This window comes from Geomonas azotofigens (genome assembly GCF_018919395.1).
GTDB lineage: Bacteria > Desulfobacterota > Desulfuromonadia > Geobacterales > Geobacteraceae > Geomonas > Geomonas azotofigens.
Genome location: NZ_JAHLME010000001.1, coordinates 149,445 through 173,088, shown reverse-complemented (window position 1 = coordinate 173,088; position 23,644 = coordinate 149,445). Strand labels below are relative to the sequence as shown.

Genomic DNA, 23,644 nt, shown 5'->3' with positions numbered 1-23,644 from the left:
CAACCGCAGTGTCGACGATACCGGACGAGAAGATCAGGGAAGTACGCGAGAGGGCCCCGATCCTGCAGGTTGTCTCCGACTACATGAGCCTCAAGAAGTCCGGGGCCAACTACCAGGGGGTCTGCCCCTTTCACGGCGAGAAGACCGCGTCGTTCAACGTGAACCCGGCGCGCGGCATCTTCCATTGCTTTGGTTGCGGCGTGGGAGGGAACTCCATCGATTTCGTCATGCGCATGGAAGGGCTTGCCTTCCCGCAGGCGGTCAAGTTCCTGGCCAAGAAGGTGGGGGTGGAAATCCCCGAGCGGGAACTGACCCGCGAAGAGAAGCGCAAGGTGGACGAGCAGGAGCAGGCCTACCAGATCAACGAGCTGGCCTGCGAGTTTTACCGGCGTGTGCTGGAATCGGACGAGGCGGGTGCCGCCGGAAGGGCCTACCTCGAGAAACGCGGGGTTGATCGCGACACCGCCGCCACCTACCGCATGGGCTTCGCGCCGGCGGGATGGGACAACCTGACCGGCTTTCTGCGGCGCAAGGGCATCCCGCTCGACGCGGCGGAGAAGCTTGGCCTTTTGAGAAAACGCGAGGGGAAGGACGGCTACTACGACACCTTCCGGAACCGTCTCCTCTTCACCATCGCGGACCTGCACGGCCGCGCCATAGGTTTCGGCGGGCGGGTCATGGACGACTCGCTCCCAAAGTACATAAACTCCCCGGAGTCCATCGTTTACCGCAAGAGCGAGGTCCTGTTCGGCATCGACCTGGCCAAGAAGGGGATGCGGGAGAAGGGGAGCGCCATCGTGGTCGAGGGGTACTTCGATCACCTGGCACTGTACCGGGCCGGTTTCACCAACGTGGTGGCCACCTGCGGCACGGCGCTGACCCAGCCGCACGTGAAGCTGCTGCGCCGCTACGCCGACCGGGCTTTCATGCTCTTTGACGGCGACGAGGCCGGCCGCAAGGCGACGGTCCGCTCCATGGAACTGTTCCTCGAAGAGGGGTTCCCGGCGCGGGTGGTCGAAGTCCCGGCGGAGGACGACCCCGACACCTTCATCAACCGGGAAGGGGGCGCGGCCTTTCAGCCGCTTCTGGACAAGGCGCTCCCCATCTTCGAGTCGTTCTACAAGGGACTGCTCAAACGCATGGACGTGAGGGGCGTGGAAGGGAAGGTCGCCTTCGTGAACGAGGTGTCGCCGCGGCTATTGAAGATCGCCGACCCGGTGGAGCGCGGGCTCTACGAGAAGGAGATCTGCCGGGCGGTGGGCATCGACCGCGCCATGCTGCTCCAGAAAGTGGGCATCCCGGCACGACCCCAGGCGCCGCGCCCGCAGCCCAAGGGGGCGCCGCAGCAGGCCGGCACAGAAGAGGTGCTGTTGACCCTCATGGTGAAGTATCCGGACGTGGTGCTAAGGGTTCGGGATCACGGTGCCGATAAGCTCTTCAGCGCCAGCCACCTGAAGCTGGCGCAGGCCATCGTGGCACAGTCGGAAACGGGGGATCTCGATCTCCCCCTGGTGTTGGAACAGATCGAATCGCACGAGGAAAGAAGCCGTCTCTATTCGCTGTTCGTGGAGGACGCGCACCTGGAGGACCTTGATCCGGTCAAGGCCTTCGAACAGTGCTGCCAAGCCCTGGAACGGCGGGCGCTCAAGGGGGGCGGCAAGACCCTGGCGCGGGAATTGGCCACGGTCGACCCGGATTCTCCGCGCTACCTGGAGATCCTGTCTGAACTTGAGCGGTTGCGTAATAAAAAATCGAAATTACTATAGTAGGATTCAAGCGGTTGCTGTGCTGGATTCAAGCTGTAGCGGAGCGTGGTAAATGGCCAAGAAAAGCATGGACGAAGTGAAGCAGCTTATCGACCTGGGCAAGGAGAAAGGTTTCCTCACCTATGAAGAGGTGAACGACCTGCTCCCCCCTGACATCGTCTCCTCCGACCAGATCGACGATGTGATGAGCATGTTTGGCGATATGGACATCGAGATCGTGGACTCCGCCCAGAAGGTGAAGATCCCCAAGATCAAGATGGACCTCGAGGAAGAGGAAGAGCACGAAGGTAGCGAGGGTGAAGAGGTCGAGTTCGAGCCCGGCACCCTCGGCCGCACCAGCGATCCCGTGCGCATGTACCTGCGCGAGATGGGTTCGGTATCCCTGCTGACCCGCGAGGGCGAGGTCGAAATCGCCAAGCGCATCGAAGTCGGCGAGCGCGACGTTGCCAGCGTCATCCTGAACACCCCGATCACCGTGCGCGAGGTCGTCTCCCTGGGCGAGCGTCTGCGCAAGCAGCAGATCGGTGCCATCGAAATCTCCAAGGACGTCGAGGAAGAGGTTCTCGAGGAGGGCGAGGAGGACCTGCAGGCCCTGCGCGTTCTCGGCATCATCGACGAGATCAACGAGATGTCCCAGCGCATGGAGCAGATCCAGACCGCGCTGGATGGAAAGGTTTCCGCCAAGGAAGGCGAGGCGCTCAACACCGAGCACGGCGAGCTGAAGGTCAAGATGGCCGAGACGCTCAAGTCGCTGCGCCTCAAGGACCGCCACATCGAGAAGATCGCCCAGCGCCTGAAGGAGCTCTCCTGCAAGGTCGACACGGTCATGCAGGAAATCGCGGAACTGGAGAAGGAAACCAGCACCGTGAAGGACGTGTTCCTGGCCGCTTTCGAGGGGCTCAAGAACGCATCCGACGCCGACTTCTCCAAGAAGATGAACATGTCGCTCGAGGAAGGGCAGAAGCTCGAGAAGCGCTACCGGTCCAGCGAGGCGAAACTGAAGAAGATCGAGCAGGAGTCCGGCTTCAAGGCGAGCGAACTCGCCAACGCCCTCCTCGCCATCGAGGAAGGTGAGCACAAGGCCAAGCTGGCCAAGAGCGAGCTGGTCGAAGCCAACCTCCGCCTGGTCGTCTCCATCGCCAAGAAGTACACCAACCGCGGCCTGCAGTTCCTCGACCTGATCCAGGAAGGGAATATCGGCCTGATGAAGGCGGTGGACAAGTTCGAGTACCAGCGCGGCTACAAGTTCTCCACCTACGCCACCTGGTGGATCCGTCAGGCCATCACCCGCGCCATCGCGGACCAGGCCCGCACCATCCGTATCCCGGTACACATGATCGAGACCATCAACAAGCTGATCCGTACCAGCCGCCAGTTGGTGCAGGAGATCGGCCGCGAGCCCTCCCCGGAGGAGATCGCCGAGCGCATGGCGCTGCCGCTGGACAAGGTGAGGAAAGTCCTCAAGATCGCCAAGGAGCCGATCTCCCTGGAGACCCCGATCGGCGAGGAAGAAGATTCGCATCTTGGCGACTTCATCGAGGACAAGGGCGTGGTATCCCCGCTCGAGGCGGTCATCAAGGCCAACCTCTCCGAGCAGACCTCCCGCGTGCTCTCCACCCTCACCCCGCGTGAGGAGAAGGTGCTCAGGATGCGCTTCGGCATCGGCGAGAAGAGCGACCACACCCTGGAAGAGGTCGGCCAGGACTTCGAGGTAACCCGCGAGAGGATCCGGCAGATCGAGGCCAAGGCGCTCAGGAAGCTGCGGCACCCGAGCCGGGCGAAGAAGCTGAAGAGCTTCGTAGAGTAGTCACCAAGGCCGCACCGGAATCGCCGGCGCGGCCTTTTTCTTTGGGAAAAAACACACCCGGAACACCGAGGACGCAGAGGAAAGGCCGGAGCGGCAGAGAGCAAAACCCACTTCAGGTCTAAACCCAGTCCCCCCCCGACCTGCCTTGCATCCCCTCCCCCGGAGGGGGAGGGTTAGGGAGGGGGCAATCAACATATTCCCCCCTCCCGACCTCCCCCCTCCGGCGGGAGGAGCGCGTGAGACAGAGGTAAGCGATGAAGAAGAAAGCGGTAATCCTGTACAGCGGCGGGCTCGATTCGACCACCTGCATGGCGATCGCCAAGCACCAGGGCTTCGAGCCGTACGCCATGAGCTTCAGCTACGGACAGCGCCACCAGCACGAAGTGGCCCTCGCCAAGCAGAACGCGCGCCCGATGGGGGCGGTGGACCACATGCTGGTCGAGTTCGACCTGAGGATGATGGGCGGCAGCGCGCTCACCTCCGACATCGCGGTCCCCAAGGAAGGGGTGGGCGAGGAGATCCCGGTCACCTACGTTCCCGCCAGGAACACCATCTTCCTCTCCTTCGCCCTGGGGTGGGCGGAGACGCTGGGCGCCTTCGACATCTTCATCGGCGTGAACGCGCTGGACTATTCCGGCTATCCGGATTGCCGGCCGGAGTACATCGCGGCCTACGAGACCATGGCCAATCTCGCCACCAAGGCCGGCGTGGAGGGGAAGAAAATGACCATCCACACGCCGCTGATCAGCCTCACCAAGGCGGAGATCATCAAGACCGGCCTGACCCTTGGTGTGGACTACGGCAAGACCCATTCCTGCTACGATCCGACCGAAGACGGCGCCGCCTGCGGTCTGTGCGACTCCTGCCGCCTCCGTCTCAAAGGGTTCGCCGAACTCGGCGTCACCGACCCGGTCCGCTACGTCAAGAGGTAGAGCAAAGATATGGAGCAGAAGAAAGAAGGCAAGGCACTCACCGACGTGCAGCTCACCCGCGACACGCGCAACATCGCCATTGGCAAAGTCGGGGTCAAGGACGTCTCGTATCCGATCGTGGTGATGGACAAGAACAAGAAATTCCAGAACACCATCGCGCGCATCAACATGTACGTCGACCTCCCGCACCACTTCAAGGGGACCCACATGAGCCGTTTCGTGGAGATCCTGAACAAGTACCGGGAGGATATCGCCCTCGACAAGCTGGAAGTGATCCTCTCCACCATGAAGGAGAAGCTCGGGGCGTCCAACGCGCACCTCGAAATGGAATTCCCCTACTTCGTGGAGAAGAAGGCGCCGGTTTCCAAGGCGAAGAGCCTCATGGAGTACACCTGCACCTTCAGCGCGTCGCTTTCCGACCATTTCGACTTTGTGCTGGGCATCAAGGTGCCGGTCACCTCGCTTTGCCCCTGCAGCAAGGAACTCTCCAGCTACGGCGCCCACAACCAGCGCTCCATCATGACCGTCCAGGTCCGCTACAGCGAATTCATCTGGATCGAGGACCTCATCGACATCATCGAGGAGTGCGGTTCCTCGCCGGTTTATTCACTTTTGAAGCGCGAGGACGAGAAATTCGTCACCGAACGCGCCTACGAGAATCCCCGCTTTGTCGAGGATATGGTGCGCGAGGCGACGGTGCGTCTGCTATCTATTGAAAATATCACGTGGTTTTCCGTGGAAGCCGAGAACTTCGAGTCGATCCACAAGCACTCCGCCTACGCCGCGATCGAGCGAAAAAAGGGGTAGCCGGCACCGCGAAGTCAACAGCTTGACTGGCTCCATCTGTGGATAACTTTGTTGAAAAGTAGCAAAATTGTGGACAAGTCTAGCTTTTACCCCTTCATTTAACTCCCTTAAGGTTTGCCTCTCTAATGAAACGCGCGCTCGCCATCTTCGCCAAGACACCTCTGCCGGGACGGGTGAAGACCCGTCTTTCGCCTCCCCTGTCGCCGGGGCAGGCCGCCGAGCTTTACCGCTGCATGCTGCTCGACATCATCGAGCGTGCGGCTGGGCTCAGGGCGGATATGGTTATCTTCCACGAGGGGAGCGCGGCGTTCTTCAGGAAAGCGGCCCCGGACGCGCTCCTCGTGCACCAGAGCACGGGCGGTCTGGGTGAGCGACTGGAGCACGCTTTTCAGGAGCTCTCCGGGCGCGGCTATGGCACCCGCGTGGTGATCGGAACGGATTCCCCCGACCTCCCTTTGGCTTTCATCGAGGAGGCTTTCCAAAAACTGGAGCAGGGGAGCGATGCCGTTTTCGGACCCGCCGAGGACGGCGGTTACTACCTGGTCGGGGTGAGGGACGGCCACGGCGCCCTCTTCCAGGACATTCCCTGGTCCAGCGACTCCGTGCTGGAGACGAGCCTCAGGCGGGCGCAAGCATCGGCCCTGGCCGCCGCGCTGCTCCCTTCCTGGCACGATGTGGACAGCTGGGATGACTTGCTGCGCCCGAGCCTCCTGGAGCCGTCCAACGACGCGCCGCGCACCCGCGCTTTCATCGCGGCACTGGACCTTGCCGCTTCGCTTGCCGCCGACGCTGTCTGACGGCGCGGAGTTGACAAGGTTCCCAGACCTGTTTTTATCTATGGCGTGGCTCAGGCCGCGCCTTTCGTTTTCCCACCAGCCCAGCCTCAAAGGCGGGGCTGGGGACCAGGGGCTGGGGGCTGGCAAAGGCGAAAACCGCCAAGCTGCAAGCTCTTACCCAAAAGGATTTACATGTCGCTTTCCCACATCCAGATCTTAAACGAGGTCTTCGGCTTCAAGTCCTTCCGGCCGCGCCAGCAGGAGATCGTGGAGACGGTGCTCTCCGGCAAGGACGCTTTCGTGCTGATGCCGACGGGCGGCGGCAAATCCCTGTGCTACCAGGTGCCAGCGCTCTGCCTTCCGGGCACCGCGCTCATCGTCTCGCCGCTGATCTCGCTGATGAAGGACCAGGTCGACGCGCTGCGCGAGAACGGCGTCGCCGCTGCCTGCTACAACTCCGCCCTGGGCGAGGCCGAGGCGCGCCGGGTGCTGGCGGAACTGCACGCGGGCGAGCTGAAGCTCCTCTACGTGGCGCCCGAGCGTCTCCTCTCCGACGGTTTCATCGACCGCATCAAGACCCTTCCCATTTCCTTGTTCGCCGTCGACGAGGCGCACTGCGTCTCGCAATGGGGGCACGACTTCCGTCCCGAGTACGCGCAACTGGGCATGCTGCGCGAGATCTTCCCGCAGATCCCGATGATTGCGCTCACCGCCACCGCCGACACGCAGACCCGAGGCGACATCCTCTCCCGGCTCGGGCTCCAGGATGCTACCTGCTTCTGCACCGGTTTCGACCGCCCCAACATCCGCTACAGCGTCATGGAGAAGAACAAGCCGTTCAACCAGCTCATGGCCTTTCTGTCGACCAGAAAGGACGAGGCGGGCATCGTCTACGCCCTGTCCCGGAAAAGGGTGGAGGAAGTGGCGAGGAAGCTGTGCGAGGCGGGTGTCAACGCGGCCGCCTACCACGCGGGGCTGCCGGACAAGGAGCGCCATCAGGTCCAGGAAGCGTTCCTGCGCGACGACGTGAAGGTCGTGGTCGCGACAGTCGCCTTCGGAATGGGGATCGACAAGTCCAACGTCCGCTTCGTGGTGCACTACGACATGCCCAAGAGCATCGAGAGCTACTACCAGGAGACGGGGCGCGCCGGTCGCGACGGGCTTCCCGCCGACGCGCTGCTGCTCTTTGGTTACGGCGACATCGCGGTGGCGCGCGGGCTGATCGGCAACGGCGGCAACGAGGAGCAGAACCGGATCGAGCTGCACAAGCTGAACTGCATGGTGGGGTTCGCCGAGGCGCAGACCTGTCGGCGCCAGGTGCTTCTGGGGTACTTCGGCGACAGCCTCGCCGCCGGGTGCGGCAACTGCGACATCTGCGAGAGTCCGCCGGAGCGTTTCGACGCCACCGACGATGCCAGGAAGGCGCTCTCCTGCGTCTATCGGGTGGGCCAGCGTTTCGGGGTGGGGCACGTCATCGACGTGTTGCGCGGCTCGCAGAACCAGAGGATCCACGAACTGAAGCATGACCAGCTTTCCACCTTCGGCATTGGCAAGCACCACTCACAGGAGGTGTGGGGCAACCTCTTGCGCCAGTTGATACACCTCGGGTACCTGGAGCAGGATCTGGCCAATTTCTCGGTGCTCAAGCTGACGGAAAAGGCGCGGCCGCTGTTGCGGGGGGAGATGGCGCTGGAGTTGGCGAAGCCAAGGGATACCAGGGTGGTCGAGAAGAAGACCGCGGCGAAGAAGCCGAGTTACGACGGCGAGCTCTTTGGCGAGTTGCGGGAGTTGCGCAAGCAGATCGCGGACGAGCAGCAGGTGCCGCCGTATGTCGTCTTCCCCGACGCGACGCTGGCCGAGATGGCGGCGCAGATGCCCAAGGACAAGTGGGAGCTCCTGAAGATCACCGGCGTCGGGCAGCACAAGCTGGCGCGCTACGGGGATGCCTTCCTGCGCGTCATAAAGGGGCATGAGGCGAAAACCGAAAACCGTTAGCCACGGAGAAAATCTGAGAAAATCCGAGGCATCTAAGACAAAGAAAAGGGGACAGGCTACTTGTTGGAAAAGTAGCCTGTCCCCTTTTCTTTGTTTTTCTCAGATGTCCTCAGATTTTCTCCGTGGCCAATGGTTTTGCTGCTCGGTTTTTACTTAATCACCTCGATCTGGTACCCGCACTTGCCGAGGTGACGGATGACTTCCTGGATGTGCTCGGCGCCGCGGGTCTCCAGTTCGACCAATACCTCGGTCTTTCCTATCGGCAGCGACTCGGAACGACGGTCATGGGTGATGATGGAGATATTGGCCCTGGCTTCCGCGATCTCGGTGGCGAGCCGCGCCAGCGCTCCCGGCACGTCGTCCAACTCCACCTTCAGCTTCAGGTAGCGCCCCGCCGCCAGCAGGCCTCGCTCCACGACCACCGCGATGGTCTTCACGTCGATATTCCCGCCCGATAGCACCGCCACGGTCTTGCCGGTAATCTTCTTCACCTTGCCGTTCAACAACGCCGCCAGGCCGACGGCCCCGGCGCCTTCCACCATGAGCTTGTTGCGCTCCATCAGCGAAACGATGGCAAGTGCGATCTCTTCCTCATCCACCAGCACGATCTCGTCGACGTAATCCTTAACCACCGGGAAGGTGTTGCTCCCGGCGGTCTTGACCGCGATGCCGTCGGCAAGGCTGGCGCGGATCGGGACGGTGACGACCTCGCCCGCTTTCACGGCCTGGCGCATGGAGGGGGCAGCGGCCGATTCGACGCCGATGATGCGCACATGGGGATGGGTTTCCTTGATGGCCCGCGCGATCCCGGCTATCAGCCCGCCGCCGCCGATCGGCACCAGTACGTTGGCGAGATCGGGGATGTCCTCCAACAGTTCGAGCCCGATGGTCCCCTGGCCTGCCATCACCAGCGGGTCGTTGAAGGGGTGCACGAACAGGGCGCCTGTCTGCTCCGCCTGCCTCAGGGCGGCGGCGCAGGCCTCGTCGAAATTCTTCCCTTCCAGGACCACCTCAGCCCCCAGGTCGCGGGTCGCGAATACCTTTTGCGGCGGCGTGCTTTCCGGCATGTAGACCACCGCCTTGACGCCGAGGAGATCGGCGGAAAAGGCGACCCCTTGGGCATGGTTCCCCGCCGAGGCGGTGATCACGCCGCCGGCCAGGTCATCCCGGGATTGTGCGGTCATGAAGTTGAGCGCGCCGCGGATCTTGAAGGCACCGGTGCGCTGCAGGTTCTCGCACTTGAAATAGAGGGGGAGGCCGAGTCGTTCGCTGAAGTGGTGGGCCTGGATCAGCTCCGTGCGACGCACCCTTTTTTTCAGCCGCTGGGCCGCGTCGAGGATCAGGTTGTAATCGAGCATCTATTCTTCCATTCGCAGGTTAATGGGTGTGATCGTGGTCGTGGCAGTGATGCCCCTGGCAGGTGCCATGGGGGTGAGTGTGCGGGTGCGCGTGGGCGTGCGCCAGCGAGGCGGCGCGGGGACGGTGCCGGAACTGCTTCGGGGCGCCCGCAACATCGGTGCAACCGGTGTTCTCCAGCTGCAGGGTGGTATGGGAGATGTGGAAATGCTGGAACAGCTTCTCCTCGATCTTGCGCAGGATCTCTCCTTGCTTGCTGGCGGAGCAGTCGGGGACGACCACGTGCGCCGAGAGGGCGATGATGTGGGAGCAGATGGTCCAGATGTTCAGGTGGTGCACCTCCGCCACCCCTTCAACCTCCCGCATGGCGAAGGCGACCTGGTTGATGTCGATGCCGCGCGGCACACCCTCCAGGAGGATGTGCACCGACTCGCGCATGACCCGCCACGACCCCCAGAAGATGATGAAGCCGATGCCGACCGAGATGATGGCGTCCAGCAGGTACCAGTTGGTGAAGTACATGATGATGCCGCCCACAATGACGCCGACCGAGGCGGCGGCGTCGCCGATGACATGCAAGAAGGCGCTGTGGACGTTCAGGTCGTCGTGCGAGTGGGAGTGCAGCGCGCCGGCGGAGAGGAGGTTCATGGCCAGGCCGACGGCGGCGATGATCAGCATTTCGAGGCTCTTTACCGCTTGAGGTTGCAGCAGTCTCTCGAAAGCCTCATAGCAGATGATGCCGGCGATCACAAAGACGGTGCTGCCGTTGATGAAGGAGGCGAAGACCTCGGCGCGGTGCCAGCCGAAGGTGCGGGTTTCGCTGACCGGATAGGAGGCGAGCTTGATGGCTCCCAGGGAGAGGAGCAGGGCGAACAGGTCGAGGAATACGTGTGCCGCGTCGGACAGAAGGGCCAGTGAGTTGGTCCAGATGCCGCCGACCAACTCCGCGACCAGGGTCAGCGAGGTCAGCACGATGGCGTACTTGAAGCGTCCGGTTATGCTCTGGTCCAGGTGGCTGTCGGCATGAGCGTGCATGGCGTGTCCCGATGGGAGGGGGCGAGGCCCCCTCCCTCTTAGTTAGAAGCTGAGCCCGGCCTTCAGGGAATAGATCGGGCGCTGCTGATATTCCACCTCGGCGGTCACGCCGACAAGGGGGAGCGGAGAGAACTTCACACCGCCGAAGACGCGCGGCTGGAAAACGTTTTCGGAGTCCAAGTTGGGTGCGAGTGCTTTCAGGTGCCCCTTTGCCTCGCTGTTTACCCAGACGCCGCCCACCCCGGCGTACGGTGTCAGGATCAGGAACCCTTTGCTGATGGAGGCATCGATACCGGCGGTCTGCAGGTCGAGGTCGTTGACGCCGGAAAGCCTGCTGTAGGTGGCTCGCACCCCAAGGGCTGGCGTCGCGGCGGTTCCTTCGAGGATCGCCTTGCTGACCTCGACACCCCAAAGCTTGATGTTGGAATCGGGGACATACGAGTACATGGCGCCCACGTCGATCCCCATAGGAAGCCCTTTCCTGGCGCGCAGTTTCGGAATCGCAAGGAAGGAAGGGGCGTCGTTGCGGTACGCATCCTTCCAGTAGCTGCTGTTGCTGATGTCGATCGCCGAGAGCTCAACACCTACGTCGAAGCCGGTGATCCCGAGCGGTTCGGCGGGGGCGACGTTCTTGTAAGAGATGGCGGCGCCCGCCTCCCTCGTCAGGTCCCTGAAATCCTTCTGCGTCAGCGGGGTGGTGAAGCTTATGTCCCTGGCCATGGCCTGCGCGGCGCCCAAAAGGGTGACCGACAAGGTGAGTAATACCGCGAGCTTTTTCATGTTTCCCTCCTTTTCATTATACGGCAGGACGGTTTGAATCTTAGCAGAGCTCCCTATTTGGGTCAATGCGTTACCGGCCTGGCGCCTTGCAATTTTAACTATATACTGTTATCTTTCCGGCAAAATTCTGTCGGAGGTCTGTACAAATGGAACCGATTCACCATCGTCTCATCATATTAGGCTCAGGTCCCGCGGGGTACACAGCCGCGATCTATGCGGCGCGCGCCAACCTGAACCCTGTCCTCATTACCGGGCTGCAGCAGGGGGGGCAGTTGATGACGACGACCGAGGTGGATAACTGGCCGGGCGACCCCGCGGGGGTGATGGGCCCCGAACTGATGGAGCGCATGCGCCAGCACGCCGAGCACTTCGGCACCCAGTTCATCTTCGACCACATCAACAAAGCGCAGGTGATGAAGCCTCCCTTTGTCCTGGAAGGCGACAGCGGCAGCTACAGCTGCGACGCCCTCATCATCGCCACCGGCGCTTCGGCCAAATACCTGGGGCTCCCCTCCGAGCACGCCTTCAAGGGGAAGGGCGTCTCAGCCTGCGCCACCTGTGACGGCTTTTTCTACCGTAACAAGCCGGTCGCCGTCATTGGCGGCGGCAGCACGGCGGTCGAGGAAGCGCTCTACCTCTCCAACATCGCGAGCCACGTTACCGTCGTGCACAGAAGGGACAAGTTCCGCGCCGAGAAGATCCTGGCCGACAGGCTGATCGAGAAGACCAAGAACGGCAACGTCACCATCGAGTGGAACCACCAATTGGAAGAGGTGATCGGGGACGAGTCCGGCGTCACCGGCATCAGGCTGCGCCACAAGAGCGGGTCGGACAAGCACATCGACGTGCACGGCTGCTTCATCGCCATCGGGCACCAGCCCAACACCCACATTTTCGAAGGGCAACTCGAGATGGACGAGGGGTACATCCGCACCAACTGCGGCTACGAGGGTAACTCCACCGCCACCAGCACCCCCGGCGTTTTCGCAGCAGGCGACGTGCAGGACCGTAACTACAAGCAGGCCATCACCTCCGCCGGCACCGGCTGCATGGCGGCCCTCGATGCCGACCGTTACCTGGAGATGCTGAAAGTCTGATTGAGGGGACTGATTGAGGGGACTGGCTCCGTCAGGTGCCTGTCCCCTTTGCCCCCTGTCCCCTTTGTCCCCTGTCCCCCTTGCCCCCAGTCCCCCTTTGCCCCCTCTCGGGTGAGCGAAGGCAAGAGGGCCGCTAAACCAGAAGCAGCGCACCACCGCAGCCACCGCAGGAACTCACCCTTCACCGCTAGTTGGGGGTTCTCATGCTTGCCAAGGTTCTCGCCAGCGCGCTCTTAGGCATCGACGCCATCCTGGTCGACGTGGAAGTCGACATCACCCAGGGGCTCCCCCAACTGGCAACGGTCGGTCTCCCCGACGGCGCCGTGAAGGAGAGCAAGGACCGGGTCAAGGCGGCGCTGAAAAACTCCGGCTACGATTTCCCCAACCGCAAGATCACCGTCAACCTCGCCCCTGCCGACGTCAAGAAGGAGGGGGCTTCCTTCGACCTTCCCATCTCAATCGGTATCCTCGCCGCCACCGGCGTCGTCAAGGAAGATCTGCTCAAGCGCTACATCCTGCTGGGAGAGCTGTCCCTGGACGGCGGCGTCAAGCCCGTGCGCGGTTGCCTGTCGGTCGCGGTCGCCGCACGCGAGGCGGGGCTCGCCGGCATCATCATCCCGGCGGAGAACGTCTGCGAGGGCGGTGTAGTCGAGGGAGTCGAGGTGATCGGTGTCAGCGAGCTCTCCCAGGTGGTGGAGTTCCTAAACGGCAACCTCGTCATCGCCCCCTACCGCGCCGACGTCGAGGCCCTCTTCTGCCAGGGGTGCGAGGCCGGCGACGACTTTTCTGAGGTGAAAGGACAGGAGCACGCCAAGCGCGCCCTCGAGGTCGCCGCCGCCGGCAGCCATAATATATTGATGATCGGCCCCCCTGGATCCGGAAAGACCATGCTGGCCCGGCGCATCCCCTCCATCCTTCCCCCCATGCTCTTCGAGGAGGCGATCGAGACCACGAAGGTCTACAGCGTGATGGGGCTATTGGAGCGGGAACACGCACTCATCTCCACCCGCCCTTTCCGCTCGCCGCACCACACCATCTCCGACGTCGGGCTTATCGGCGGCAGCAACACCCCCAAGCCGGGCGAGGTCTCCCTGTCCCACAACGGGGTCCTCTTTTTGGACGAGCTCCCCGAGTTCAAGCAGCACGTCCTGGAGGTACTGCGCCAGCCCATGGAGGACGGCCGGGTCACCATCTCCCGTGCGCTCTCCTCCGTCACCTACCCATCCCGCATCATGCTGGTCGCCGCCATGAATCCCTGCCCGTGTGGCTACCTCTCCGACCCGGTGCACCAGTGCTCCTGCACCCCCCTCATGATCCACCGCTACCGTTCCCGTGTTTCCGGTCCTTTGCTGGATCGTATCGACATCCACATCGAGGTGCCCGCCGTCAAGTACCGCGACCTCGCCGACCGGGGCGAGAGTGAGAGCTCCGCGGCCATAGCCGCGCGCGTGGCGCAGTCGCGGGAAGTGCAGAAGGAGCGTTTCAAAGGGACCAAGGTGAGGAGCAACTCCCAGATGACCGCCCGGATGATCCGCAAGTTCTGCGAACCCGACGAGGCGGGGAGTCGGATGCTGGAAGTGGTGACTGACCGTCTCGGTCTCAGTGCCCGGAGCTACACCAGGATCCTCAAAGTGGCCCGCACCATCGCCGACCTCGAAGGCGCGCAGGCGATAGCCGAACATCACATCTCCGAAGCCATCCAGTACCGCAGCCTGGACCGGAAGACGTAAAAGGGGACTGGCTCCGCCAGTGCCTGTCCCCCTTGCCTTGGATTAGATGGTGCCTGTCCCCCTTGCCTTTTGCACGCGACCTTATCCCTTAGCCCATGGAGAAACCCATGCCCCGTCCAACGAGGGAGTTTCAAGACGATGGCATTTATCATGTTCTCAACAGAGGAAACGGTCGCCAACGTGTGTTTCAGAAAGATGGCGACTACCTGGCCTTCCTCAAACTGCTTGCCGAAACGAAGGAGCAATACGGGATAACGCTATACGCTTACTGTCTGATGCCGAACCATTTCCACCTGCTGTTGAAGGCAAGGCAGGGAGAGGAGCTGAGCCCGGCCATGCAATGGTTCCAGACAACGCATGTCCGCCGGTACCACCAGCATTACCACAGCAGCGGCCATCTCTGGCAGGGGCGTTTCAAGAGCTTTGATGTTCAAGGTGACGAGTATTTTCTTACAGTAGCACGGTATATAGAAGGAAATCCCGTACGAGCAGGTCTCGTTGAAACTGCAGTCAATTGGGTATGGTCATCGCATCGAGGTCGATGTAGGCTTCAAAAGGATGTGCTGTTCGAGCCGCTCCCGGTTCCGTGGGTGGGCGATTGGACAGCGTATGTCGATACTCCATTGACACCATCCGAACTGGCGAAGGTGCGGAACAAGAAGCAGCCGAAGCACGTCGTGGTGCCATGACGGGGACTGGCTCCGCCAGGTGCCTGTCCCCTTTGCCCTTTTGAAGATTAGAATGTGCCTGACCCCTTCGAAGTACCAGGGGACTGGCTCCGTCAGGTGCCTGTCCCCCTCGCCTTGGCAGGTTAGATGGTGCCCCTTGCCCTGAACCCGCCCTTTCCCTTCGAAGATTAGATGGTGCCTGACCCCTTCGCAGTATGACCCCTTCGCAGTACAGCTCCGCAGGCGCCACTCCCCTTTGCTTTAGTTCGTACGGCACCCCCGCACAAATAATTTCCGGTCCTCCCGCCCCTTGCAAAAAAATATTGCACCATTACACTTTCGCATGTGTTTTTGTTAATGTTCGGGGCGCGCAAACGGGAACCCAGCCAACCTGGGGAAGGAGGTAGCGACATGATGGTACGGGCACTGCAGAGTAGAATTCTGAGGAACTATCGATTCAAGACTCCGAGCCAGTTCTACACCATCTTGCTGAGGGTGTGGAAGTGCCTGACTGACAACCCGCTCATCCCGGTGTCGGTATGGGCAGCCAATCCGGAACTGCTGCCGTTGTTTTTGGCCCTGGCGGCAAAGTACCACGAGGTGTACCAAAGAGCCGCCAGCTACGCCAGCAAGCTTGATATCGCCGAGCGAGAGGTTATCCAGGCGCAATTGATCGCGTACATGGATGAGATCGCGTCCGTTTTGGAGGCGGCTGCTGTGCGTAATCCCGAGGTGCTCATCACGTCTGGCTTTGATCTCGCCAAGGAACGGAGAAGCATCGCCAGGGGGAGCGCACCGCAGGCTTCGTCTGAAGATGGTAAGGTGCCGGGTGAGCAAACTCAATCCTAAAGACGTTGCAAGCGGAGGAAACAATCCGTTGATCCTCCGTCGCGAGTACTAGCGATCACCAACAAAGCAAGCTTTGGGGGGTGCCGCTCAGGTATCCCCCTCTATTTATCCTCCCGGCTCTCCCACCGATCACGTCAGGACCATCCCATCCCCCAGGCCTGGGAGTTTCAACTTCCCACGGACGCCTTATAACTTCCCACCGACCCGTTGTAACTTCCTACGGCCGCATTGCAACTTGTCACGGGTACACAGCAACTTGTCGTGGGCACACAGCAACTTGTCGTGGGCACACAGTAACTTGTCGTGGGCACACAGTAACTTGTCGTGGACGCATTGCAACTTGTCACGGGTACACAGTAACTTGTCGTGGGCACACAGCAACTTGTTGTGGACGCACAGCAACTTGTTGTGGACGCACAGCAACTTGTTGTGGACGCACAGCAACTGGTTGTGGACGCACAGCAACTGGTTGTGGACGCACAGCAACTGGTTGTGGACGCACAGCAACTTGTCGTGGACGCACAGCAACTTGTCGTGGACGCTCAGCAACTTGTCGTGGGTATATTGCAAGTTCCAATGGAGATGTTGCAAGTTCCCCCGGACGCATGACAAGCTACCGCGGGCTTATTTCAGGTGGTGACGTGCAGATCCTGCGATTTAGGGCGTGTAAAGAATTCTGTGTAAACGCCCGTTCGGTTACATCACAGGCAATCTTCCTTCACAAGGGCGCGTAAAGGACTTCGGGTGGTGGGAGGGTTGAAATCCTTCACCTTTGTTGGTACATTTCTTAGGCATTTCTAATCTTTATGTGTTTGCAAGGCGGCCGGTTCGCTCGATCCTGTCAAAGGAGGCCCCCCATGAGTGAAGGAGCATACCGGTTCTATCCGCGCCAGGAGGCGCACGCCATGGCATGGGGGGACCTGCTGCCTCCGCTGCGCCGGGCGGTCCGGGACCTGCGCGAGGATCCTCAAGGTGCCGAGGACCATCGCCGACCTCGAAGGTGCTCCGACCATAGCCGAACATAACATCTCCGAAGCGATCCAGTACCGGAGTCTGGACAGGAGGACGTAGCGGAATGCCACAAGGCAGCCGCCGCAGGAGCAACACCCTTAGCGGGTGACGGACGGTCGCCCTCAGCGGGATGAATGACGGCCGCTTGCCTTGGTGTCAACGCCTGCGGCGTAATCCGGCGAGATAGAGCGAAGGAACCTTTCGTATGGCGAAACCGGCTCCCGTGAAAGTCCATGCCGCACCTGAGAAGATACGGCCGCCCCACGAGGCGGCGCATCAACCGGCGTGGGTGCGCCTGGAAGACCAACTCAACTGGTATGACGGCAAAAGCAGTTACAACCAGAACTGGTATAAGCGGTTAAAGGTGTTACAGGTACTCCTCGCAGTATGGATACCGGTGGCAAGCCTCCTCGACGCGGGGACCGCGAAATGGGCTACCGCGATCTCCGGCGCCCTGATTGCGGTACTCGAAGCGGTCCAGCACATGTACCAATTTTCTACCCTGTGGGTCACCTATCGCTCCACTGCGGAGCATCTTAAGCACGAGAGGTTTCTGTTTTTGTCGGCAGCGGGGCCATACAGGGGACTTGCGATGCCGGAGCGCCTCACCACCCTGGCCGAGCGGGTCGAAGAGCATGTTTCGACCGAGCATGCGAACTGGGTGAACGAAAAGGCGAGGAGCATGAAGGAGTTTGAGCCGGGTAAGGAGGGGCCGGGAGGAATCGGTTCCTCGAACCGGAAAAAGAAACATGAACGACGGGCGGAGCCGTCGGCGGGATGAGGGGGTGAGAAGGGCATAATGGTCGCGGCGCGAACGGGGGGCTGTGAAGAGCCTGCAGGCCGTTCGCGAAGAATCCGCCTACGGAGGCGCCATGCTGACATCAAGAGTCGAGAAAGTCATCAAGGTATTCCTATCTTCGACATCGCAGGACCTTCTGGATTACCGCGCGGTGGCGAGCCAGGTGATCCTCGACATGGACTGGAAGCCGGAGATGATGGAGCACTTTGGTGCGATGCCGGAACAGACCGTGGAGGCGTGCTGCAACAAGCTCGGGGGGTGCGACCTCATGGTACTCATCCTCGCCTTCCGGCGGGGCTGGGTCCCCACGGCGGAGCAGGGTGGCAACGACAAGGATTCAGTGACGGCGCTCGAACTGGCTTTTGCTCACAAGAACAACATCCCGGTAGTAATGATGCTGGCGGCGGAGGATTCCTGGCCCGTCAGCCTCTGCGAAGACGAGGATGATGCCCGGAAGTGGATCAAGACGTTCAGGGCAAGGCTGAACCAGCCGGCAGTTTTCTTCGACCGCGAGGCCGCTGCCCCTGAAGGGGGCAAAAGCCTCCCCGCCTTCAGGGCGAAGCTCCGCGAGGCCCTGCTGGACATGCGCGAACGCTTCCTCGCGGCGCAGGGGTCTCATCAGGAACATGCCGAGGACGACGATCTTTTTGCCAGCGCCAAGGCCACCATCTGCGCCGGGCCATGTATCCCCTTCCTCGGACACGGCATTTTTGGTGACGGCCCTCTCTCCGACGGCGCCATCATCAAGGCGCTCACCGACGCTGACTGCCACGAGAACTGTCTTGCTACCGCGGCGGCGGACCAGGAGCAGTTCCTGCGGTCAAGGGAGACCTTCCTGCGGGTCCTGGCGAAGACCATCCGGGAGCAGACCGTCGGCGCAGCCAAGCCGGCCATCTATGACCTGATCGTGAAAATGAAGCCGCCGCTGATCGTCAGCACATCCCACGATCTCGCCATAGAGGAGCGCCTGGAGGCGGAAGGGAAGCCGGTCCTCCTCATCTGTCATGTAATCAGGTCCGAGGATGATGTCGATGCCGGAAAAGTGGTCGTGTTCAGGGGGCTCAAGGATCCCGCTCCCGAGATCTCGATCGCCGACGGCTTCACCCTCAAACCGGATGAAGGAACCTTCGTCATCTACAAGCCGCTGGGCAGCCCCCTGCTGCACCAATGCCTCGATCCCGACAAGGGTATCGACACCGTCGTGATCACCGAAACCGACCACCTGACCTTCCTGGCCCGGCTGGAGAGCCAGAGCACGGGTATTCCCACCGCCCTCACCACGTACTTTCGAAAACAGCCCCTGTTGTTCCTGGGGTACGCCATGGACGTTTGGCAGTACCGCCTGGTGCTCCACGTCTTCAGGTCCTCAGGAAAGCAGAAGAAAGGCAGCGGCCTCTCCGTGCGGGTACCGGCCTCGGTCACCGAGGAGCGGGCCTGGCGGGGGCTCGATATCGACCTGGTACGGATGACTCCCAACGACTTTGCCGTGAAGGTATGCGAGGGGTTATGAGCGAGACGAACGGAGCCTTCCAGGAACAGAAGCTGCCCGAAAAGCCGTACGTGGGGATGCGCCCTTATGAGAAGAACGAAAAGATGGTCTTTCTTGGGCGCGACCGCGATGCGGCGGTGATCAGGGACAAGGTATTCTCTTCGAACCTCACCGTGCTTTACGGGCCGTCCGGCATCGGCAAGTCGTCGATCCTGCGGACCTTGCTGGTGCCGAGTATCGAGGAGCAGGATGCCCGGGTCATCTACTTCGAGGACTGGCGCGCCGAAGATCCCTGCGCGACCTTGAAAGGGAGACTGGTCGAGGAGGCGAGGAGGCTGCAGGTCCCGTCGCCGGAGGCGGGAGCGCCGACTCTCGCCGAGTTGGCGCGGCTCCTCATCAGCGTGGACGACAAGACACTGGTGCTCATCCTGGACCAGTTCGAGGAATTCTTCACCTCACACGGTCGGGAGCTCGATCCGCTGCGCAAGGAAGTTGGGGCACTCGTGCGCACCTCGAAGATAGACGTCCGCGTGCTGCTGTCGCTGCGGGAGGAGCACCTCGCCTCGCTGGAACCTTTCAGGCCGGAGGTGCTCAACCTGTTCCAGTCGACGTACCGGCTCGAGCCCCTGGCCGGCAGGGATATCCGCGAGCTTATAGAACGCCCCGCCGGCCTCTTCGGGGTGAAGTACGAGACGGAACTGGTCGAGCGATTGGTCGTGGACCTGCTCCAGGAGGGGCCGCGCGGTAGCGCCACGGACGCCTTCCCCTCGCCCGACACCCCGGTTGACCTCCCGGTGCTGCAACTGGTCTGCGACGAGTTGTGGAGCGAGCGGGGGAGGGCCGAGACATTGCCGCTGGAGCTTTACCAGAGGCTCGATGGGAGGCAGGGGATAGTGGAACGGTACCTGCGCCGGGTCATGCCGCAACGATGGAGCGATGCGCGGTTGACCGCTTTGCTGATGCGGCACCTCGCCCCGCCGGATGGTCACAAGGTCTCGTACTCCGCAAGGCATCTGGCGTCCCTGTGCAACTTTCCCCAGCAACGGGTGACGGCTGAGTTGGAGCGTCTGAGCGGGTCCGAGGTCCGGGTGCTGCGCAGCAGGGAGTACGAGGGAGGCAGCGTCCTCTACGAGCTCTGGCACGACAGCTTCATCCGCATCATCTCGCCGTGGTGTGACGGCATCCTCAAACGCGACAAGAAACGTCGTCTGGCGTGGCGGCTCATGGCCGCGGCCGGCATCGTGTCGGTCATCATCTCCGTGTTGTTCATGGGGTTGGCAACCCGCAAAAACGCACAGGAACGCACTGAGGAACTGGTCGGTTTCCTGATCGGGGAGGACTTCCTCGGCAGGCTGCGCCCCTTCGGAAGGAGCGAGGTCAATAGAGACGTCCAGCGCCAGGTGGATCTGTACTTGAATGAGCGCAACCGGATGGACCTCGACAGCGATGCCCATCTGCGCAACCACGGTCTCTCCAGCCGCAACCACGGCAACATCCTTGCCGACCGCGGCGACCTCGCCGGGGCGAAGGAACAGTACCGTGAATCCGTCGCCACGTTCCAACATCTCCATGAGAAAGAGCGGGACAACCCGGTATGGATGGTGGAACTGGCACGCAGCTTGGGAAAACTCGGAGAAGCCGGCTACAGCCAGGGGCAGCTGACCGAGGCGATACGGGTGTATCGAAGCGCCCTGCAGCTTTGGGAGCGGGCGGTTTCGTTGGATCCCGCCCACCGCAACAGGAACACCAGGGAGTTGGCAGAATGTCACAACAACATCGCCGTGGTGCTGGCAGACCAGGGGGAACTGAAGCAGGCCCTGAAGCACTATGATGAGGTTCTGGCCAAGGTCGAGCCGCTCATGAGGATAAAGGACGAGAGTCGCAACGCGGAGGCGCTGAAGACTTACTACGGTGGCCTTGACGGAAAATCAAGGGTGCTCCAGGACTTGGGGGATGAAGCCGGTGCACGACAGTACTTCTCCCAGTCGAGCGACATCGTAAAGCTGCTGGTAACGTACAACCCGTTGGCGGCCGACGCGCGGAAACTGCAGGCCTATGCAATCTGGCGGGGCGTAACCATGCGGCTGGACGATACGGGGTGGGAGGGATGGCAGGGCGCGATGAAGGAGTACCGGCAGATGGAGCGGCGCTTTCAACAGCTGGTCATTTGGGATGAGAGCAATGTACTGATCGCGCGGGAGTGGGCCATCACGCAGTCGCTCATCGCGGGCGCCATATCGGTCTTGGGGCGGCAGGACGAAGCCCTGGCAGCTCTTGACTCCTCTCAGGCGAAGATGGAGGAATTGATCCGCACCGATCCGAGCAATGTCTGGTGGCAGGGCGACCTCGCCAATGTCTACCTTTCCCGCGGGGATATCCTGGCCCGTGGCGGGCGGCGCGCCGACGCCGCCGCGGCCTTCGCCGCCGGGACATCATACCTGGAGAAGGTGGTTACGGTCGACCCGACGAACACGAGGTTCTGGTCCGATCTCGCGTCGTCTCTGCAGAGTGTGGGCGGCATGGCCGCTCCCCGCGAAGCGGTGCGCAGTTATCGGCGTGCCCGGGAAATCGCTGATGGTCTGGCCAACCGGCACCCAGAAGCCCTTTCCTACCGGTTGCTCCAACTGTCGGCGCGTCGGGCCGAGGCTGAATCATTGATTCGGAGCGGGGACAAAAGCGGCGCTGTCGCCTTGCTGGCGGTCCACGAGCGGATGGTGAAAGCCGCCTTGGCCAACTGGCCTGGCAGCATCGTTGTCCAGAAGGAAATGTCGCTGCTTTGGAATGATCGCGCGGACATCGCCGCCCAGGAGAAGAAGCCGGCTGAGGCTGCCGCTGCCTGCCTGAAGAGCATATCCGGATTGGAGAAGTTCGCGGAGGCCCGACCGCGTTTCGCGTCGGTCCAGGAATTGTTGCGGGATGGGTACAGGAGGCTTGGCGACATCTACCTGGAGGAAAAGCGGATGTCCCTTGCCATAGACGCGTACCATCGCGCAGGGGGCGCGGCAAAAAAGACCGCCGAGCTCTACCCGGAACAGGCCGCCTACCGCCACGAGATGCAGCGCGCGTACCTTTCCCTCGCGGAAGCCTATTCGTCCCACGGCGACAACACCGCTGCGATCACGGAATACGGCAATGCCATCGCCGCGCAGGAGGAGGCGGTACGGCTCGCCCCACGCAACGCCGATTACCGTACCGCCTTGGCCTCCCTCCACAGCCGCATCTGCAACGCCTATTGCGCCCTGGGCAGACAGTACGCCGCGAGCGGGAAAGCTGCCGAGGCGTTGGCGCAGTACCGCCTGGCCGAGCCGCATATCCAGGCAGCCCTGGCGGCTTCAACGAAGGAGGCCAATTACTTCAACGTCCACGCAAACCTGCTTGAGAACCGTGGTGACGTTTTCTCATCGGTCACAGGTGACGCTGCCAAGCAAGGGGAGGGGAGGCAGGCCGCACTCATGCTATACCTGCAGGCGCTGCCAATAAGGAAGAAGGCCCTGGCAATGAAGCCAAGCGACGCGGTGTTCCTGGTCAACCTCGTCTACCTGTATGAGCGGATAGGGATGGCGCAGGTGCAGCTCCAGGAGTGGGGACCTGCGAAGAAGAGCTATCAGGAGATGGTTGCGACGGGGAGGCGCGCCGCAGCCCGTAAGTCGGGCTCCGCGGCGTTGGCGGATGCCGTGGTGCGCGGCTACCTTGGTATCGGCGCCGCCTGCAAGGGGGCAAAAGATGCCGCCGGCGCCCTCGGCGCCTATAAGGATGGGCTGGCGGTCGTCGACGCATCATTGTCCCGCGAGCCAAATAATGCTGATCTGCTGTACCGACGCGCCGTACTGTATGAGTACATCGGAGACACCTGCAAGGATCGCCGTGACGCGGCGGGAGCGTTGAAGGCCTATGCCGCGATGGCCGGGGCGGCGGAGTCGGCGGCAACTCTTTCCAGGGACAACCCCGACCGCTGGAACTATTGTGGAAACACACAGCACAAGATGGGGACCGCAGTGCGGGAGTCAGACCCGGAGCAGGCCTTCAACCGATACGGGAAGTCATTGTCGGCGCTACGCAGAGCCATCGCCAAAGCTCCGAAAACGATGCGCTACCGTAGCAACCTCGTCATCCTGCATAACGACGTCGCCACCTTACATGAAAAACGAGGTGACATGGCTGCAGCTATCGAGGCCTACCGCAGCGTCCTGGCAGCGGCCCGTGACGGACTGAAGCTGGAGCCCAAGAACTTTCAGATGCTCGACAGCTTGTGCCGGGGGTATTACGACCTGGCCCGGGCCCAGGTGGCTGCGGGCAAACTGGAGGATGCCCTGGAGACCTACCAGGCGATGCCGGCTGTGGCGATGAAAGCCATCGAGGTCGACCCGAAGGCTCTAGGGCCTATCAGGTTCGTCTATGTTGGCTATTACGGTGCGGGACAACTGCTTCTGCGGGCGGGCCGGAAGGACGAGGCGCTGCAATCGTACCGGGAGGCGGTTAAGGCCGTGCGGCGGGCGAAGGAGCTGTTCCCCGGCAGCGAAGGAGTCGCCCGAGACGCCGGAATGTGTGAAGAGGCGGTCAAAAATCTATCAGAATGAGTTGTTGTCCTTGTCGATGACAGTGCGGTAATGAAGCGGGATAAAGGGAACAGCGCCGGCTGTCATAGCGGTTGGAATTCCGTTTAATGCAATTTATGTATTTTTGGTGACTTAACTCACTGGATTAGGGTCAGTATTTAGTTGTGCATTCATGAAGACTGATATAATGT

The 23,644-nt window shown here is 61.7% G+C and carries 17 protein-coding genes; 14 read left to right on the top strand and 3 right to left on the bottom strand.

Annotation, left to right across the window (positions count from 1 at the left end; genetic code table 11):
- The first annotated feature begins 8 nt into the window (after positions 1-8).
- From dnaG to recQ, 6 genes are all read left to right on the top strand, one after another.
- Positions 9-1,766 carry a DNA primase gene (dnaG, locus tag KOL99_RS00765; protein ID WP_216508548.1) on the top strand — a complete coding sequence of 586 codons (1,758 nt, stop codon included), beginning with the start codon at positions 9-11 and terminating at the stop codon, positions 1,764-1,766.
- 52 nt (positions 1,767-1,818) lie between these two features.
- Positions 1,819-3,573, top strand: coding sequence for an RNA polymerase sigma factor RpoD (gene rpoD, locus KOL99_RS00760; protein ID WP_216508546.1), 1,755 nt, complete (start codon positions 1,819-1,821; stop codon positions 3,571-3,573).
- A 254-nt stretch (positions 3,574-3,827) separates the two neighbouring features.
- The gene (gene queC, locus KOL99_RS00755; protein WP_216508544.1) at positions 3,828-4,505 is read left to right on the top strand and encodes a 7-cyano-7-deazaguanine synthase QueC; all 678 of its coding nucleotides are present in this window, start codon (positions 3,828-3,830) and stop codon (positions 4,503-4,505) included.
- Between the two features lie 9 nt (positions 4,506-4,514).
- Positions 4,515-5,312, top strand: coding sequence for a GTP cyclohydrolase FolE2 (gene folE2 / locus KOL99_RS00750; RefSeq protein ID WP_216508542.1), 798 nt, complete (start codon positions 4,515-4,517; stop codon positions 5,310-5,312).
- Between the two features lie 125 nt (positions 5,313-5,437).
- Positions 5,438-6,109, top strand: a complete 672-nt coding sequence (locus KOL99_RS00745) for a TIGR04282 family arsenosugar biosynthesis glycosyltransferase (RefSeq protein WP_216508540.1) — start codon at positions 5,438-5,440, stop codon at positions 6,107-6,109.
- 171 nt (positions 6,110-6,280) lie between these two features.
- On the top strand, positions 6,281-8,083 hold the full coding sequence (gene recQ / locus KOL99_RS00740) for a DNA helicase RecQ (RefSeq protein ID WP_216508538.1): 1,803 nt from the start codon (positions 6,281-6,283) through the stop codon (positions 8,081-8,083).
- Between the two features lie 149 nt (positions 8,084-8,232).
- Here recQ and ilvA read toward each other — a convergent pair whose 3' ends face one another.
- From ilvA to KOL99_RS00725, 3 genes are read right to left on the bottom strand one after another with little or no spacing between them, the layout of a single operon-like run.
- The gene (gene ilvA / locus KOL99_RS00735; protein ID WP_216508536.1) at positions 8,233-9,441 is read right to left on the bottom strand and encodes a threonine ammonia-lyase; all 1,209 of its coding nucleotides are present in this window, start codon (positions 9,439-9,441) and stop codon (positions 8,233-8,235) included.
- A 19-nt stretch (positions 9,442-9,460) separates the two neighbouring features.
- Positions 9,461-10,474 (bottom strand): cation diffusion facilitator family transporter, encoded by a 1,014-nt coding sequence (locus KOL99_RS00730; protein ID WP_216508534.1) that lies wholly within the window; start codon positions 10,472-10,474, stop codon positions 9,461-9,463.
- Positions 10,475-10,516: 42 nt separating this feature from the next.
- A complete protein-coding gene (locus KOL99_RS00725; RefSeq protein WP_216508532.1) occupies positions 10,517-11,254 on the bottom strand; it encodes a hypothetical protein in 738 nt (245 codons plus the stop codon).
- 146 nt (positions 11,255-11,400) lie between these two features.
- Here KOL99_RS00725 and trxB point away from each other — a divergent pair, with 146 nt between their 5' ends.
- The 8 genes from trxB (at position 11,401) to KOL99_RS00685 (ending at position 23,474) form a co-directional block, all read left to right on the top strand.
- The gene (gene trxB / locus KOL99_RS00720) at positions 11,401-12,351 is read left to right on the top strand and encodes a thioredoxin-disulfide reductase (RefSeq protein WP_216508530.1); all 951 of its coding nucleotides are present in this window, start codon (positions 11,401-11,403) and stop codon (positions 12,349-12,351) included.
- Positions 12,352-12,554: 203 nt separating this feature from the next.
- Entirely contained in the window at positions 12,555-14,081 is a 1,527-nt protein-coding gene (locus KOL99_RS00715) for a YifB family Mg chelatase-like AAA ATPase (RefSeq protein ID WP_216508529.1), read from the top strand.
- A gap of 107 nt (positions 14,082-14,188) precedes the next feature.
- Positions 14,189-14,770, top strand: a complete 582-nt coding sequence (locus tag KOL99_RS00710) for an REP-associated tyrosine transposase (protein ID WP_216508527.1) — start codon at positions 14,189-14,191, stop codon at positions 14,768-14,770.
- Between the two features lie 390 nt (positions 14,771-15,160).
- Positions 15,161-15,598, top strand: coding sequence for a hypothetical protein (locus KOL99_RS00705; RefSeq protein WP_236025731.1), 438 nt, complete (start codon positions 15,161-15,163; stop codon positions 15,596-15,598).
- A gap of 861 nt (positions 15,599-16,459) precedes the next feature.
- The gene (locus tag KOL99_RS22030; RefSeq protein WP_216508525.1) at positions 16,460-16,669 is read left to right on the top strand and encodes a magnesium chelatase subunit ChlI family protein; all 210 of its coding nucleotides are present in this window, start codon (positions 16,460-16,462) and stop codon (positions 16,667-16,669) included.
- 145 nt (positions 16,670-16,814) lie between these two features.
- Complete coding sequence (locus KOL99_RS00695; RefSeq protein ID WP_216508523.1) at positions 16,815-17,390, top strand: DUF4231 domain-containing protein; 576 nt, start codon at positions 16,815-16,817, stop codon at positions 17,388-17,390.
- A 91-nt stretch (positions 17,391-17,481) separates the two neighbouring features.
- Complete coding sequence (locus KOL99_RS00690) at positions 17,482-18,918, top strand: DUF4062 domain-containing protein (protein ID WP_216508521.1); 1,437 nt, start codon at positions 17,482-17,484, stop codon at positions 18,916-18,918.
- Positions 18,915-23,474, top strand: a complete 4,560-nt coding sequence (locus tag KOL99_RS00685) for an nSTAND1 domain-containing NTPase (RefSeq protein ID WP_216508519.1) — start codon at positions 18,915-18,917, stop codon at positions 23,472-23,474. Before KOL99_RS00690 ends, KOL99_RS00685 begins: the two co-directional genes overlap by 4 nt.
- Positions 23,475-23,644: the final 170 nt, after the last annotated feature.

Coding starts and splice junctions, on each gene's coding strand:
- KOL99_RS00725 (WP_216508532.1), bottom strand. CDS start 11,254: ATGAAAAAGCTCGCGGTATTACTCACCTTGTCGGTCACCCTTTTGGGC.
- KOL99_RS00705 (WP_236025731.1), top strand. CDS start 15,161: ATGATGGTACGGGCACTGCAGAGTAGAATTCTGAGGAACTATCGATTC.
- KOL99_RS00695 (WP_216508523.1), top strand. CDS start 16,815: ATGGCGAAACCGGCTCCCGTGAAAGTCCATGCCGCACCTGAGAAGATA.
- KOL99_RS00745 (WP_216508540.1), top strand. CDS start 5,438: ATGAAACGCGCGCTCGCCATCTTCGCCAAGACACCTCTGCCGGGACGG.
- folE2 (WP_216508542.1), top strand. CDS start 4,515: ATGGAGCAGAAGAAAGAAGGCAAGGCACTCACCGACGTGCAGCTCACC.
- ilvA (WP_216508536.1), bottom strand. CDS start 9,441: ATGCTCGATTACAACCTGATCCTCGACGCGGCCCAGCGGCTGAAAAAA.
- queC (WP_216508544.1), top strand. CDS start 3,828: ATGAAGAAGAAAGCGGTAATCCTGTACAGCGGCGGGCTCGATTCGACC.
- KOL99_RS00685 (WP_216508519.1), top strand. CDS start 18,915: ATGAGCGAGACGAACGGAGCCTTCCAGGAACAGAAGCTGCCCGAAAAG.
- recQ (WP_216508538.1), top strand. CDS start 6,281: ATGTCGCTTTCCCACATCCAGATCTTAAACGAGGTCTTCGGCTTCAAG.
- KOL99_RS00730 (WP_216508534.1), bottom strand. CDS start 10,474: ATGCACGCTCATGCCGACAGCCACCTGGACCAGAGCATAACCGGACGC.
- KOL99_RS00710 (WP_216508527.1), top strand. CDS start 14,189: ATGCCCCGTCCAACGAGGGAGTTTCAAGACGATGGCATTTATCATGTT.
- KOL99_RS00690 (WP_216508521.1), top strand. CDS start 17,482: ATGCTGACATCAAGAGTCGAGAAAGTCATCAAGGTATTCCTATCTTCG.
- KOL99_RS00715 (WP_216508529.1), top strand. CDS start 12,555: ATGCTTGCCAAGGTTCTCGCCAGCGCGCTCTTAGGCATCGACGCCATC.
- rpoD (WP_216508546.1), top strand. CDS start 1,819: ATGGCCAAGAAAAGCATGGACGAAGTGAAGCAGCTTATCGACCTGGGC.
- trxB (WP_216508530.1), top strand. CDS start 11,401: ATGGAACCGATTCACCATCGTCTCATCATATTAGGCTCAGGTCCCGCG.